13 protein-coding genes and 1 pseudogene are annotated in these 12,650 nt (G+C 69.5%); 2 read left to right on the plus strand and 12 right to left on the minus strand.

The features are described from left to right. Positions 1 to 180: 180 nt before the first annotated feature. From ABIE67_RS24895 to ABIE67_RS24940, 10 genes and pseudogenes are all read right to left on the minus strand, one after another. Entirely contained in the window at positions 181 to 1,920 is a 1,740-nt protein-coding gene (locus ABIE67_RS24895; RefSeq protein ID WP_370261267.1) for a SpoIIE family protein phosphatase, read from the minus strand. Positions 1,921 to 2,122: 202 nt separating this feature from the next. Next, positions 2,123 to 2,381: pseudogene (locus ABIE67_RS24900) on the minus strand (hypothetical protein). A 76-nt stretch (positions 2,382 to 2,457) separates the two neighbouring features. Next, a complete protein-coding gene (locus tag ABIE67_RS24905; protein ID WP_370261271.1) occupies positions 2,458 to 2,730 on the minus strand; it encodes a hypothetical protein in 273 nt (90 codons plus the stop codon). Positions 2,731 to 2,954: 224 nt separating this feature from the next. Then, positions 2,955 to 3,140: a DUF5994 family protein gene (locus tag ABIE67_RS24910; protein ID WP_370261275.1), complete on the minus strand. Its 186-nt coding sequence runs from the start codon at positions 3,138 to 3,140 to the stop codon at positions 2,955 to 2,957. A 131-nt stretch (positions 3,141 to 3,271) separates the two neighbouring features. Continuing rightward, positions 3,272 to 3,625 carry a MerR family transcriptional regulator gene (locus ABIE67_RS24915; RefSeq protein WP_370261280.1) on the minus strand — a complete coding sequence of 118 codons (354 nt, stop codon included), beginning with the start codon at positions 3,623 to 3,625 and terminating at the stop codon, positions 3,272 to 3,274. Between the two features lie 691 nt (positions 3,626 to 4,316). Further along, the gene (locus ABIE67_RS24920) at positions 4,317 to 4,628 is read right to left on the minus strand and encodes an SCO5918 family protein (RefSeq protein WP_370261284.1); all 312 of its coding nucleotides are present in this window, start codon (positions 4,626 to 4,628) and stop codon (positions 4,317 to 4,319) included. Between the two features lie 47 nt (positions 4,629 to 4,675). Further along, the gene (locus tag ABIE67_RS24925) at positions 4,676 to 4,978 is read right to left on the minus strand and encodes a hypothetical protein (RefSeq protein ID WP_370261288.1); all 303 of its coding nucleotides are present in this window, start codon (positions 4,976 to 4,978) and stop codon (positions 4,676 to 4,678) included. Positions 4,979 to 5,055: 77 nt separating this feature from the next. Beyond that, complete coding sequence (locus tag ABIE67_RS24930; RefSeq protein WP_370261292.1) at positions 5,056 to 6,549, minus strand: DEAD/DEAH box helicase; 1,494 nt, start codon at positions 6,547 to 6,549, stop codon at positions 5,056 to 5,058. 241 nt (positions 6,550 to 6,790) lie between these two features. Next, the gene (locus ABIE67_RS24935; RefSeq protein ID WP_315886733.1) at positions 6,791 to 6,994 is read right to left on the minus strand and encodes a cold-shock protein; all 204 of its coding nucleotides are present in this window, start codon (positions 6,992 to 6,994) and stop codon (positions 6,791 to 6,793) included. 439 nt (positions 6,995 to 7,433) lie between these two features. Continuing rightward, the gene (locus ABIE67_RS24940; protein ID WP_370261299.1) at positions 7,434 to 7,901 is read right to left on the minus strand and encodes a DUF5990 family protein; all 468 of its coding nucleotides are present in this window, start codon (positions 7,899 to 7,901) and stop codon (positions 7,434 to 7,436) included. Positions 7,902 to 8,148: 247 nt separating this feature from the next. Between ABIE67_RS24940 and ABIE67_RS24945 the strand changes: the two genes are divergently transcribed. Beyond that, positions 8,149 to 9,591 carry an MFS transporter gene (locus tag ABIE67_RS24945; RefSeq protein ID WP_370261304.1) on the plus strand — a complete coding sequence of 481 codons (1,443 nt, stop codon included), beginning with the start codon at positions 8,149 to 8,151 and terminating at the stop codon, positions 9,589 to 9,591. 171 nt (positions 9,592 to 9,762) lie between these two features. Beyond that, complete coding sequence (locus ABIE67_RS24950; protein ID WP_370261308.1) at positions 9,763 to 10,623, plus strand: helix-turn-helix transcriptional regulator; 861 nt, start codon at positions 9,763 to 9,765, stop codon at positions 10,621 to 10,623. 62 nt (positions 10,624 to 10,685) lie between these two features. Here the strand turns inward: ABIE67_RS24950 and ABIE67_RS24955 are convergent, their stop codons facing one another. Beyond that, on the minus strand, positions 10,686 to 11,651 hold the full coding sequence (locus ABIE67_RS24955) for a 3-oxoacyl-ACP synthase III family protein (RefSeq protein WP_370261313.1): 966 nt from the start codon (positions 11,649 to 11,651) through the stop codon (positions 10,686 to 10,688). 18 nt (positions 11,652 to 11,669) lie between these two features. Beyond that, entirely contained in the window at positions 11,670 to 12,650 is a 981-nt protein-coding gene (locus ABIE67_RS24960; protein ID WP_370261319.1) for an aldo/keto reductase, read from the minus strand.

Consider the following 12,650-nt stretch of genomic DNA (forward strand, 5'->3'; position numbering starts at 1 on the left):
AGTGATTGCGGACGTGCCGGACCGGGCCTCGCCGGGGCGGGCTGCAGGAAGGCCAGAAGGTGTCGTTCGACGTCATACAGGGCTAGAAGGGCCAGAAGGGTCGGCAGGCCGACAACATCGTTCCCGCCTGACACCCGCGACCGCCCGTCATCCGTTCGGGCCGCGAGTGAATGCGCTCGGTCACCGGGCCGGCAGACGCACGGCGAGCAGAGCCACGTCGTCGGTGCTGCCGGGCGGCATACGGGCGAGCAGTTGGTCGCACAGCGTGTCCAGCGGTGCGTGGGCGAGCGCGAGGGCGTGGCGGCGCAGCCGGTCCAGGCCGGTGTCGAGGTCGCTGCCCGGGATCTCGATCAGGCCGTCGGTGTAGAGCAGCAGGGTGGAACCCGGCGGCAGGGGGTGTGTGGCGTTCGGCCGGCGTGCGCCGGTGCCCTGGGGGGCGCCGAGGACCAGTCCCTGTCCGGCTTCGAGATAGCGCGCGTGTCCGCCGGGGGTCAGGAGGAGGGGCGGCGGATGTCCGGCGCTGGTCCACCGCAGGGTCCACGGTCCGGTGTGCGGGTGGCCCTCGACCCGGGCGAGGACGAGGGTGGCCATGGGCACGGTGGTGATGGCGGGCATGGCGTCGTCGAGGCGGTCGACGACGGCGCCGGGCGGTCCGGTGTGGTCCCAGGCCAGTGCGCGCAGGATGCCGTGCAATTGGGCCATGCCGGCCGCCGCGGTCAGGTCGTGGCCCACGACGTCACCGATGACCAGGGCGAGCGTGCCGTCCTTCAGTGCGAACGCGTCGTACCAGTCACCGCCCACCTGGGAGCCGGCCGGGGCGGGCTGGTAGCGGGCGGCCAGCCGCATGCGGCCGGGCTGGGGCAGGGGGGCCAGCAGGTTGCGCTGCATGGCCTCGGCGACGGCGCGCTGGCGGCCGAATCGCCGTGCGTTGTCGATGACCAGACCGACCCTGCGGCCGATGTCGCTCACCACCTCCAGGTCGGCGGCGTCGAAGGGGTGTGTCGGGTCGGTGCGCACCAGAGTCAGGGCGCCGGTGATCTGCCGCTTGGCGCCCAGCGGCACCGTGATGGCGGACGTTGCGTGCACCGTCCGCAGGAAGTCGCTGTGGACGGCGGCCACGGGAGAGCCGGGTGGGGCGGCCGTCTCCGCCTCGGTTCTCCCGTTCTGCAGTACGGGATCGCCTCCGTGCAGCACACGGACAAGAGGTGAGCGGTCTGCCTCCCCGGTCTCGGGAAGGCGCTCGCGCCCGCCTTCCAGCCCGGCGTCCCGGCCCGCGGGGCCGGTCACCGCCACCCGGTGGACCTGCCCGGAACCGGTCCTGAGGTCCACCGCCGCCCAGTCGGCGAGACGAGGAACCAGCAGGTGACCCAGCCGGGCGAGGGCATCGTCGGTCTCCAGGGTCTGGCCCAGGACGTCGGTGATCTCCGCGACCAGCGTCAGCCGCTCGTTGAGGTCCTCCAGAGCACTCGTGTAGGCCGCACGCTCCCGGCGGGTACTGCGGTCGCCCGTGATCTCGGTGAACAGCACGGCCATGCCCTTGAAGGAGTCGCCGTCCGTCAGGGGAGAAGCGGACCACGAGATCGTGACCAGGCGACCGTCACCGCGCACGTAGCTGTCGCCCTCCCCGCGCGTGGCGGCCCCCTCGGCCAGCGCCCGGAGCAGCGGGCACTGCTCCCGCAGGAGCGCGCCGCCGTTCCTGTCCCGGTGCAGCAGTTCGTGCGCGTCCTTCCCGCGTATCGCACGGGTGGCTCGGCCCAGCAGCCGTTCGGCGGCCTGATTGACGGCGAGGATCCGTCCGGCCGGATCCACCACCATCACGGCCGTACTCAACTGCTCGACGACCTGCCGCCAGAAACCCGACGCGGCCGCCGGCCACGACTGCCCCTCACCTCCCGCACCGGGCACCGCATCCTCCACCATGCCGCCCTCCAGTCATGCACGCCGCCTTCCGGTCATGGTGGCCTCCCACCGAAGACCGCGGGCGCTCCAGCATCACATGAACGACATATCCGTAACCCGATGGTCCCCTGAGAGGAACCCAGACGCACGGCCGGCAGAAGGAAGAGCGCCATCACACCGCGCCATCACACCGGATCGCCCCTCCTGTGCCGCGTGCGTACGGTCAGCGGCGGGCGACCTGACGTTCGTCGTCCGCCGCCGGCCGGTACGTCATGCCGTAGTGCTGGAAGATCTCTTCCTCCCGCTCGGCCGGGCGGCATGGCGTCCGTGCCGATCGACGGGGGCGGTCCGTAGCTGGTGGCCATGGCCGGTTCGTCGGTGGCCCTGTCCACGTAGGCCGCTTCGAGCACGTAGGCCGCTTCGAGCATGCCGATCCTGCGCTGTTTCGGGTCGACCACGTCATGGTCGCGCCACTCGCGGATGTCGGCTGAAACGGATCACGCCGTGCTCCTGCCCGCGCGTTCCCCGGTGGTGCAACGGCCCTGGCGTACACACCGGTCAGCCGCGGCCCTCTTCCTCGGTCTCCATGAGCCGTATTCCCTGATGCGTCAGCATGACCGTCGCGGGTGTGTCTCCGTGGGCCCAGCGGACCGTGACGAGCCCTTCCTCCACCAGATAGGTGCAGGCAGCGGCCAGATCCTGCTCGGGGATCGCCAGATCGTCACGCAGCCTGGCTCCGGAGACGTCAGGGAGGCCGCTGCCTTCCATACCCTCGTACAGGGTCTTCATGATCGCTTCGCGGTAGGTCTTCCGCTCGTGCAGTGTCGCCATGGTCGCCGCCACTCGTGCCGGGCTCCGAACCCGTCGCCCCAGGCAAGGAGCAGGTCACAGGTCACCGACTGACTCCCGGATTTCACTCTACTCCGGGCCGGGCCACGAGGACCTGCCCGCGAGCAGCTCACCACCCTTGCCTCCGACCAGGACTCTGGCACACCGGTCCGCACTCGCGGCGGCCAGAAGCCTGGCGGCCGAGGGGGCGTCGGTCTCCGGGGGTATCACCGGAAGGTCCCAGCGGCCCGCGGTGCGGGACAGCAGAACGACCCCTGCGGATCAGGCTCAGAGGCCGACCAACCGGACTTCACCGTATGGCCGTTGGCGAAAATCCTGGGCGGGAGGATCGGCCAGTGGCGGGGGTTGACCGCGAAACGGGTGATCCGTCCCCACGGCGGATCCGGGGGCACCGCTGGTGACCGTGATCATCCGCTCTCAAGGGCACGCCATGGGCAGGACGTTCGAGAGGTGGACGAGTGCCGGGCGCTCATGGCCGATCGGGCGTCGTGCGTGTTCGAGCCGACCGGCCCGCGCCACATGCTCAGCTGGAACGGGGAACGGAACTGTCGGGCGCTTCGTGTTCCGCACGGCGGCGGTACTCGGCGTTGATGCGCTGAGCTTCCTCGAGCTGGTCCTCGAGGATGACGATGCGGCAAGCAGCCTCGATCGGGGTGCCCCTGTCGACGAGCTCGCGGGCGCGTGCCGCGATCCGCAGTTGGTAGCGCGAGTACCGGCGGTGTCCGCCCTCCGAGCGCAGTGGAGTGATCAGACGAGCCTCACCGATGGCTCGGAGGAAAGCCGGGGTGGTGCCGAGCATCTCGGCGGCCCGCCCCATCGTGTATGCGGGGTAGTCGTCGTCATCCAGACGACCACTGAGAGGGGTATCTGCTGTCATGTCACCTCGTTGTGCAACGCGTCGAGGGGCCCTGGTGCCGTACGGCACCAGGGCCCCGAAGGAAATTCAACACCATCTGTCGGCCCTAATGCGTTGCCGACCTTCTGTTTCCGCTACCGGCCCTGCAATAGGGGGGTGCGGGGATCGCGGCTGCGTGACCGGGGACCACCTTCCAATCCGGGGTCTAGCGGTACCCGGGCCGAGTGCTTCTCGGGCCGGGCGATCCTGATGGCGTCTGCTCCTCCGTCCTTCCTCTGAACCAACCTCTGTGAGCTGGCACTGCGGTACTGCTCGGTGGTGCTGTTGGCGGCCCCTCGACCTGCGAGCCGCCCAGTGCCGCCCTCAGCCCCGTCACCGTTCTGCGAACACCTTGGCTTCGGGACTCCAGAGCGGCACTGACCTGCGAACTTCATGTACTGCAACCCGCCAGTTCGTGTCTGCCGGGTTTCGCTTGACCGGTGTCAACGAGAAAAAGGCTAACCGTCCCAGAGCCCAATGTCTACTCCAGCAAGAGTAGATTTCAGCTCTCTAGGGGAGCAGATAGCCTGTGACCTGCAACAACGGGTGACGCAGGCCGTCGTGGCCGGCGGTCCGGTCGCGGAGAACGGACGGCGAGACGGCCGTGAGGGCCCTGCCGACACATGTCGGCAGGGCCCTCACGGGGATCCTGATGGCGGTTTGCCGCCCGGCCTCATACGTCCATGGAGGCGGCGCCGAGCAGTGCCGACGCGGTCTGGAGCGGAGTCGGGACACGCACGGGCGCGGCGTCGGGGCGGGCATGGCAGGTGAAGCCGAGGCGGGTCATGGCCCGGATGACTTCGCCGCCGGTGAAGTCGCGGCGGTCCTGACGGGTGATGACCTGGCCCACCTGCTTGACGGGGTAGCGGCGGCGGCCGATCGTCACGGAGTCACCCGTGACGATCTCGGGCGTGACGCCCTTCATCGAGGCCAGCACTCCGCTCTTGGTCAGGTCGAACGGGTACCGGGCGATGACACAGCGCATGAGCCCTCACAGAGAGAAGGAGAACGAACTGATCGGGGCGGGGCGGATCAGCGGGAGAGGACGAGGAGGGCCGGAGCCCGGCCGTGCTCCCCGATGGCGCCGGGGCGAGCGGCGCGCGAGACGAACGGTCCGTTGAGGACCTCCCGCAGCCGGATCCGGTCCGTGTACGCGGAACTGCCGCGGTGAACGGCGAGTTCTGCCCGGGTGATCGAGCCCGTGCACTCGTCGTCCCCGTCGCACAGGAGGAGGTACTCGACACCGGCACTGGCCATGACGGCCAGGGCGACCTCGACGGTCATGTCGTCCCGGACCCGGGGTCCGGCCGCGTCCATGTCATTGACCGTGCTCATGGGAACCGCCTGTCGCTGCGTCTGAACCGGTGTCAAAGCTGCCTCCTCGGACATGGGTGAGTTTCTGATCGATGTCTCTAGGCAGCCGGGTCGAAGGCGGGCCGCTGTGCCCTGCGCCGCCCCGCTCGTCCGGTGGCGCGCCCCTGGGCGGGGCGGTCGCGGCGGCCTCGGGATGAGGGAACCGCGGAAGACACGGCACGGCGGGGGCGTTCCGCGACGGGCGCGGTGATGACGACGGGAACACCGGAAGGGGCCTGGGCCCCGGTGATGCGGCTCAGTTCCGCCTCACCCGAATGTACCGGGGTGATCCGGGGGGTGACGCCGGCTGCCGCCATCAGTCGGTTCATGCTGCGGCGCTGGTCGGGGGTCACCAGGGTGACGACGCTGCCGGACTCTCCTGCGCGGGCGGTACGGCCGCCGCGGTGCAGGTAATCCTTGTGGTCGGTGGGCGGATCGACGTTGACGACCAGGTCGAGGTTGTCGACGTGGATCCCGCGCGCCGCGACGTTGGTCGCCACCAGTACCGTCAGATGTCCGGTCTTGAACTGGGCGAGGGTCCGCGTGCGCTGCGGCTGGGACTTGCCGCCGTGCAGGGCCGCGGCGCGGACGCCGCTGTTCAGCAGGTGCTTCGTCAGCCGGTCCACGGCGTGCTTGGTGTCCAGGAACATGATCACCCGGCCGTCTCGCGCCGCGATCTCGGTGGTCGTCCGGTGCTTGTCCGCTTCGTGCACGTGGAGCACATGGTGCTCCATCGTGGTGACCGCACCCGCCGACGGGTCGACGGAGTGGACCACCGGGTCCGCCAGATAGCGCCGGACGAGCAGGTCGACGTTGCGGTCCAGGGTGGCCGAGAAGAGCATCCGCTGCCCTGCGGCGCGCACCTGGTCGAGCAGCGCGGTGACCTGCGGCATGAAGCCCATGTCGGCCATCTGGTCGGCCTCGTCGAGGACGGTGATGGCGACGTCGTCCAGCCGGCAGTCGCCACGGCCGATGAGGTCCTTGAGCCGCCCCGGCGTCGCGACGACGACCTCCGCGCCGGCGCGCAGTGCACCGGCCTGTTTGCCGATCGACATTCCGCCGACCACGGTGGCCACCCGCAGCCGCACGGAGCGGGCGTACGGAGTGAGCGCGTCGGTGACCTGCTGGGCCAGTTCGCGGGTGGGTACGAGGACCAGGGCCAGCGGCTGCCGCGGCTCGGCGCGCCGACCCGCTGTCCGAGCCAGCACCGCCAGGCCGAAGGCGAGGGTCTTGCCCGAGCCGGTACGGCCGCGGCCGAGCACGTCACGTCCGGCGAGGGAGTTCGGCAGGGTCGCTCCCTGGATGGGGAACGGTACGCTCACGCCTTGCTGTTTGAGCGCAGCCAGCAACGGCGCCGGCAGGGCGAGGTCGGCGAACGACTCGACGGCGGGCAGTGCGGGCGTGATCGTCTTCGGTAGCGCGAACTCGCCCTGGCGTGCGGCCGGTCGACGTTCGTAGCCGTTGGAACGCCGCGGCGCTCCCGAGCGCTGGGCGGCAGACCCCGGGGAGCGGTCGAAGGTGCGGGTTGTGCGGGTCGTGCGTGCGCGGTTCAAGCGGAACCTTTCCTCGATGTGAGCACGTGGGCACGTAGCAAGGAATTTCCGCAGCAAAATGAACGGCGCAGAGAATCGCGAGAACGGGCCGGAGGTAATGGGCGCCGATTCGGATCGACGGGGAATGTCACCGTTCGGTGATGCGGTGAGGTCTTCCCGTCATACGCCCTGAAATGCAGCGAGCTGGGGCCCGCACCCCAAGGTGCGGGCCCCAGCTGCGAAGTATGCGTTGCTGCCGGTGTCAGGCAGGAACGATGTTCTCGGCCGTCGGGCCCTTCTGGCCCTGCGCGATGTCGAACGACACCTTCTGGCCTTCCTGCAGCTCACGGAAGCCCTGGGCGGCGATGTTCGAGTAGTGGGCGAAGACGTCGGCGCCGCCGCCGTCCTGCTCGATGAAGCCGAAGCCCTTTTCCGCGTTGAACCACTTCACGGTGCCAGTAGTCATTTCATTTCTCCTTCGGAGACGATGTTCGGAATTCGCCCTGTGCGGATTCCGCGTCGCCGTGCTGATTTACCCGTCGGAAAATGAACCTTCTGGCAACCACACCTGCAACTGGGATCGACATTAGCATGACGCGACCGGCCCTGCATGGGAAACAATTCCGCTCGGCTCGGCGATCGAGGAATACTCGCTGTGTGCCGCACCTATTTCTCACTTCACGGATACAGATATTGATCCGCGCGGGTGCAGTGTTCCTGCCGAACGCTTCCGGCCGCAGCGCCATGACCTCCCTCGATGAGCCGTGCGCCGCAGCCATCGTCCTTGGCGGATGGGACGACGGGCACTCCGCCGAGACCCCCCTACCGCGATGAAGGTCACATCGGCCGGAAGGGCACGACACCGCGAGAATGCCAGGCCGGCGAGGGACGGTCTGCAAGCGCTCCTAGCCGACAGGTGCGGCGGTCCAGGTGATGTGCGGGGGCTCGACGCGTGCGCACAGGGGCCCGCCCTGCGCGTCGGTCAGGCCCAGGCGTCCGACCAGCAGCCCGTCGCGTGCGGCGGCGGCGAGTAGGTCGGCGGGGATGACGTCGAGCATGAGCTTGGCGCGGCGGAACATCGTGAAGGTGCCCGACTCGTCGACCGTGCCCCACGACAGGTAGATGAACCGTCGGCCCAGACGGTCCTGCACATAGGGCCCTTTGACCTCGGTGCCGGCCGGCGAGGAGCTCGTGGTGCACTCCAGGGTCCAGGTCGCCGACGGTGCGTCGCCGGGCTGTGGCTCGAGGAGTTCGGCCGGACGGTCGCGGCGTTGGACGGCGACGTGGATGTTGCCGTAGGCGGGCACTTTGCCGTCAGCGGGGGCGGGGTGGGTGAGGCCGGGCAGGTCGACGGCGTCGATGCGTATGCGCATAGGGCCATCATCCCGCCGTCGTCCCGCCGTCGTTCGCGCGGAGGTCAGCCGACCTCGACCCGGGTGGGCTCTGGCAGCGGTGAACCTCGATGCGTCGGCCGGCGTGCTGCCGGACATCCGGATGCCGGACGTCGACGGGCTCACCAGTACGGCCGACGCCGAAGGTGGCACTGCCAGTGACAGTCTCCGCAGGAGTGGCGTCAAGAGGGATCTGGCTGGCCGGAGTTGTGCACCGGAGTCTGGGGGCATGACCACCGCTGATACCACCACGAGTTCCGCAGGCGTGCAGTCGGCCGCCGTCCGGATGACCGGACGCCAGGTCGCCGCCCTGGTGGTGCTCCTGGCTTCGCAGTTCATGATGGCCGCCGACTTCTCCGTCCTGAACGTCGCGCTGCCCGAGGTCGGCACCGCCCTCGGGTTCTCCACCGGCAACCTCCAGTGGATCACCACGACGTTCGCCCTGTGCGCCGCCGGATGCACCCTGGTCTTCGGGCGCGTGGGCGACTACGTGGGGCGTCGGCGCATCTTCACCGTCGGTATGGCCGTCCTCGCCGTCTCGTCCCTCGTCGGCGGCGTCGCGGACTCCCCGACGATGCTGCTGATCGCCCGTACCCTCCAGGGCCTGGCCACCGCCGCCGTCACGCCTGCCGCGCTCGCCCTGCTCACCACCGCCTTCACCGAGCCCACCCTGCGCACCCGCGCGCTCGGCCTGAACAGCGTGATGATGAGCTCCGGCTTCAGCGTCGGCGCCATCCTCGGCGGCGTTCTCACGGATGTGTTCTCCTGGCGCTGGGCGTTCTTCATCAACATCCCCGTGGCCATCGCGGCGATCCTGGTCGTGCCGCTGGTCGTCGACGAGAGCAAGGCCGAGCAGCGCACCCGGATCGACCTGCCCGGTGCCGTGCTCATCACCCTCGGCCTGTTCGCCGGGATCTACGGCGTCACCCGCGTCGGCGAGGAGGGCTTCGACCTGGTCGCGGGCGTCTCCCTGGTCGCCGCGGCCGTTCTGCTGGCCGTCTTCTGGGCCGTGGAGAGCCGTACCACCGACGCCCTGGTGCCGGTGCGGGTCCTGAAGAAGCCCGACATCGCGTTCGGCAACGTGGCCGCCCTGTTCATCTTCGGCGGCGAGACCGCGCTGATCTTCTTCACCGGCCTGTACGTCCAGGACGTGCTCGGGCTGTCGTCCCTCGTCGCCGGTCTGGTGCTGCTCGGCATCGGCGTGGGCCAGATCATCGCCGGCACGCTCGGCCCGCGCATCCTCCAGCGCGTCCAGCCGCGCACCCTGCTCGGGGTCTCCCTGTTCCTCCAGGGCGCGTTCATGCTGCCCGCGCTGTGGGCGACCGCGGACTCGCGCTGGCTGATCCCGCTGATCGCCACCCAGTTCGTGAACGCCTTCTTCTCCATGACGGCGGCGCTGTCCTTCATGGTCATCGCCACGTCCTCCGTCGACTCCGACATGCAGGGCATGGCGACCGGCATGGCCACCCAGAGCCAGCAGGTCGGCATCGCCATCGGGATCCCGCTGATCAGCGCGGTGTTCGCGGCCGTCATCGGACAGGGCACGGTGACCGCAGCCGAGGAACTGAGCGGCATCCACGCGGCGATCGGCGTCGCGGGCGGCTGCCAGGTCGTGGCCGGCCTGCTGCTGTGGGCAGCGCTGCGCCGCAGGACGGCGGCCCTGTCCGGCTGAGACCCGGACAGCGGCCCCACACGGCCGGGAAGGCGGATCCCCCGTCGCCTTCCCGGCACCACGCGGCCGGGAAGGCGGATCCCCCGTACCGCCCTCCCGGCCGCCGTGGCATCGGTCACCTCGTTCCGGGGCGGCATTGCCGATGCCGAACAGGACTTCATAATCGGAAGGATGGAGCACATCGTGAACACGGACCTGGGCAGCTATCTGCGGCAGATGCGCGAGCGGGTGCGGCCGGAGCAGATGGGTCTTCAGTCCCTCGGCTCCCGGCGGGTTCCGGGGCTGCGGCGCGAGGAGGTGGCCGCGCTCGCCGGTGTGAGCCAGACCTACTACACGCGCCTGGAGCAGTCGCAGACCGCGCACGCCTCGCCGCAGGTCCTGCTCTCCATCGCCCGCGCCCTGCAACTGAGTCCCGACGAACGCGACTACCTGCTCAAGATCGGTACGCCGGTCCAGAACCCGCAGGAGCCGGCGCCGCGCGGCGACCAGGTCAGCCCGTACACGAGGATGCTGGTCGAGTCGCTCGGGAACGTGGCGGCCGCCGTGCTGAACTACCGCTGCGACATCCTCAGCTGGAACGCCCCCTACCACCGGCTGTTCGCGCCGCACCTCGACTTCGACGCCCCGGAATGTCCCGAACAGCGCCCGAACATCATCAAGATGAACTTCCTCGACGACAACGTCCGCTCGCTGTACGCCGACTGGGCCGCGGAGTCGGAGTCGAACGTGACGTACCTGCGGTTCATCTCCGGAAGCCACCGGCACGATCCACAGCTGGCCGAGCTGATCGGTGAACTGACCATCCAGAGCGAGGAGTTCGCCGCGCTGTGGTGCCGTCAGCGGGTGTCCAACTGCATCGAGGGCACCAAGCTCTTCGACCATCCGGTCGTCGGCGAACTGGAGTTGATGTACCAGTCGGCGGATCTTCAGGACGGCAACATCCTGAAGTTCTACCACGCGGAGCCGGACTCCCCGCATGAGGCGGCGCTGCAGCTGCTGATGGTGGACCTGGACTCGGTACACCAACGCTGACCTGCGAAAAAGACGGCACCCCGGCCCTCATGGACCGGGGTGCCGTCAGCTGTCGGGGTGCGTCACGTCCGTCGGATCGCCGTGACTCCCCAGGTGAAGCCCGACCCGGCCGTCGCTACGATCACCAGGTCGCCGGAGCCGATCCGGTCCTCCCGCTCCAGCTCTTCCAGGGCCTGCAGCGGGTCGGCGCCGCCCAGGTGGCCGTCGCGTTCGTACTGGAAGACGCTGCGGGAGGCGTCCACGCCCAGCGCGGCCAGATACTTGCGGTGGGTGTCCTGGTTGCCGTGCGTGACGAGGAAGTACGCCACGTCGGCCACCTCCTTGCCGATGTCCGTGAGGACCTTGTGCGTCAGGGTGGTGAAGTTGTCCAGGAAGGCCTCGCCGAGGCCGTCCAGCTTGTCGCCGCGCTCGACCTTGATCTCGCCGTTCTTGATCTCGCCGTAGTAGGAGTCCACCCACTGCGGGTCGGTGTGGTGGGCCCCGCCCAGCACCTCGTACCGGATGTCCGGGGTGTCCGGGGTGTCCGCGGTGAGCAGTACGGCGGCCGCGCCGTCCGCGAAGTTGAACAGCTCGATGTAGCCGGTGCCGTACTCGACGAGTTCGCTGAGCCGGTCCGCGATGACCACCAGGGCGTACCGGTGCGTGCCCGCCCGCACCTGGTCGTCGGCCAGCTTGACGGCCACCATGCCGGCGTTGCAGAAATTGGAGACCTCGTAGCAGTGCGCCTGCGTGATCCCCAGCTCACCGGCGATCTTGGCCGCCGGCGACCAGAACGGCGTACCCCATTCACTGGAACCCGCATAGAGAACGAGACCGATCTCGTCCAGCGGCACAGGGCTGCGGTCCAGCAGCCGGGCCGCGGCGTCCCGGCCCAGGCCCCAGGCGGTCTCGCCCTCGGCCAGCACCGAGAACTTGCCCGACGGCAGGACCTGCCCCAGCTTCTCCGGGCCGTATCCCGACTCCCGGCCGACCTCGTCGACGCTGCGTTTGCCACTGGGCATCGCCAGGGCGTAGTCGGCTATTCCCATGGTTTCTCCACCTGCCTGTCAGACGTATTCCACGACGGCGTGCGGCACATAGGGCGCCTCCAGCCGGGCCACTTCGGTGTCGTCCAGCTCCAGTTCCAGGGCGGCCACCGCGTCCTGGAGGTGATGCGGCCGTGTCGCGCCGACGACGGGCGCGGTGACCGCCGGCCGGCGCAGCAGCCAGGCCAGGGCCACCTGTGCCATGGGGACGCCCCGCTCGGCGGCGATCTGCGCGACGACCCGGGCGACCGCGCGGTCCGCCTGCTCGGTCGGGCCGTAGAACCGGTCCTGGATCGGGTCGCCCGCCGTGCGCGCCGACTCCGTCTCCCAGTCCCGGGTGAGCCGGCCGCGGGCCAGCGGGCTCCACGGGGTGACGCCGACGCCCTCGGCCAGGCAGTACGGCAGCATCTCCCGTTCTTCCTCGCGATTGATGAGGTTGTAGTGGTTCTGCATGCTCACGAACCGCGTCCATCCGTGCAGATCGGCGACGTACTGCGCCTTCACGAACTGCCAGGTGTGCATCGACGAGGCGCCGATGTAGCGGACCTTGCCGGCGCGCACCACGTCGTGCAGCGCCTCCATCGTCTCCTCGACGGGCGTCTCGTGGTCCCAGCGGTGGACGATGTAGAGGTCGAGGTAGTCGGTGTCCAACCGGCGCAGGCTGGCATCGAGTTCGCGCATGATCGCCGAGCGGGACAGGCCACCCGACAGGGGGCCCGTGTCGAGCTTCTCGTACACCTTCGTCGCGACGACGACGTCCTCGCGCCGGGTCAGCTTCCGCAGTGCGCGGCCGAGGAACTCCTCGCTGGTGCCGAGGGAGTAGATGTTCGCGGTGTCGAAGAAGTTGATGCCGAGGTCGAGGGCCTGGGCGATGAAGGGCAGGCTCTCCTCCTCGGGCAGCGACCACGGGTGGGTGCCGAGGCCGGGCTCGCCGTAGCTCATGCAGCCCAGCGCGAGGCGGGACACCTTCAGGCCGGACGAGCCCAGTCGCACGTACTGCAA

This window comes from Streptomyces sp. V4I8 (assembly GCF_041261225.1).
In the GTDB taxonomy this organism is placed as follows: domain Bacteria; phylum Actinomycetota; class Actinomycetes; order Streptomycetales; family Streptomycetaceae; genus Streptomyces.

What these genes read in the sequence shown, in the direction of transcription:
- ABIE67_RS24920 (WP_370261284.1), bottom strand. Translation starts at nt 4,628, where the DNA reads ATGCGCTGTGTCATCGCCCGGTACCCGTTCGACCTGACCAAGAGCGGA.
- ABIE67_RS24915 (WP_370261280.1), bottom strand. Translation starts at nt 3,625, where the DNA reads ATGACAGCAGATACCCCTCTCAGTGGTCGTCTGGATGACGACGACTAC.
- ABIE67_RS24940 (WP_370261299.1), bottom strand. Translation starts at nt 7,901, where the DNA reads ATGCGCATACGCATCGACGCCGTCGACCTGCCCGGCCTCACCCACCCC.
- ABIE67_RS24895 (WP_370261267.1), bottom strand. Translation starts at nt 1,920, where the DNA reads ATGGTGGAGGATGCGGTGCCCGGTGCGGGAGGTGAGGGGCAGTCGTGG.
- ABIE67_RS24950 (WP_370261308.1), top strand. Translation starts at nt 9,763, where the DNA reads ATGGAGCACATCGTGAACACGGACCTGGGCAGCTATCTGCGGCAGATG.
- ABIE67_RS24905 (WP_370261271.1), bottom strand. Translation starts at nt 2,730, where the DNA reads ATGGCGACACTGCACGAGCGGAAGACCTACCGCGAAGCGATCATGAAG.
- ABIE67_RS24935 (WP_315886733.1), bottom strand. Translation starts at nt 6,994, where the DNA reads ATGACTACTGGCACCGTGAAGTGGTTCAACGCGGAAAAGGGCTTCGGC.
- ABIE67_RS24945 (WP_370261304.1), top strand. Translation starts at nt 8,149, where the DNA reads ATGACCACCGCTGATACCACCACGAGTTCCGCAGGCGTGCAGTCGGCC.
- ABIE67_RS24925 (WP_370261288.1), bottom strand. Translation starts at nt 4,978, where the DNA reads ATGAGCACGGTCAATGACATGGACGCGGCCGGACCCCGGGTCCGGGAC.
- ABIE67_RS24955 (WP_370261313.1), bottom strand. Translation starts at nt 11,651, where the DNA reads ATGGGAATAGCCGACTACGCCCTGGCGATGCCCAGTGGCAAACGCAGC.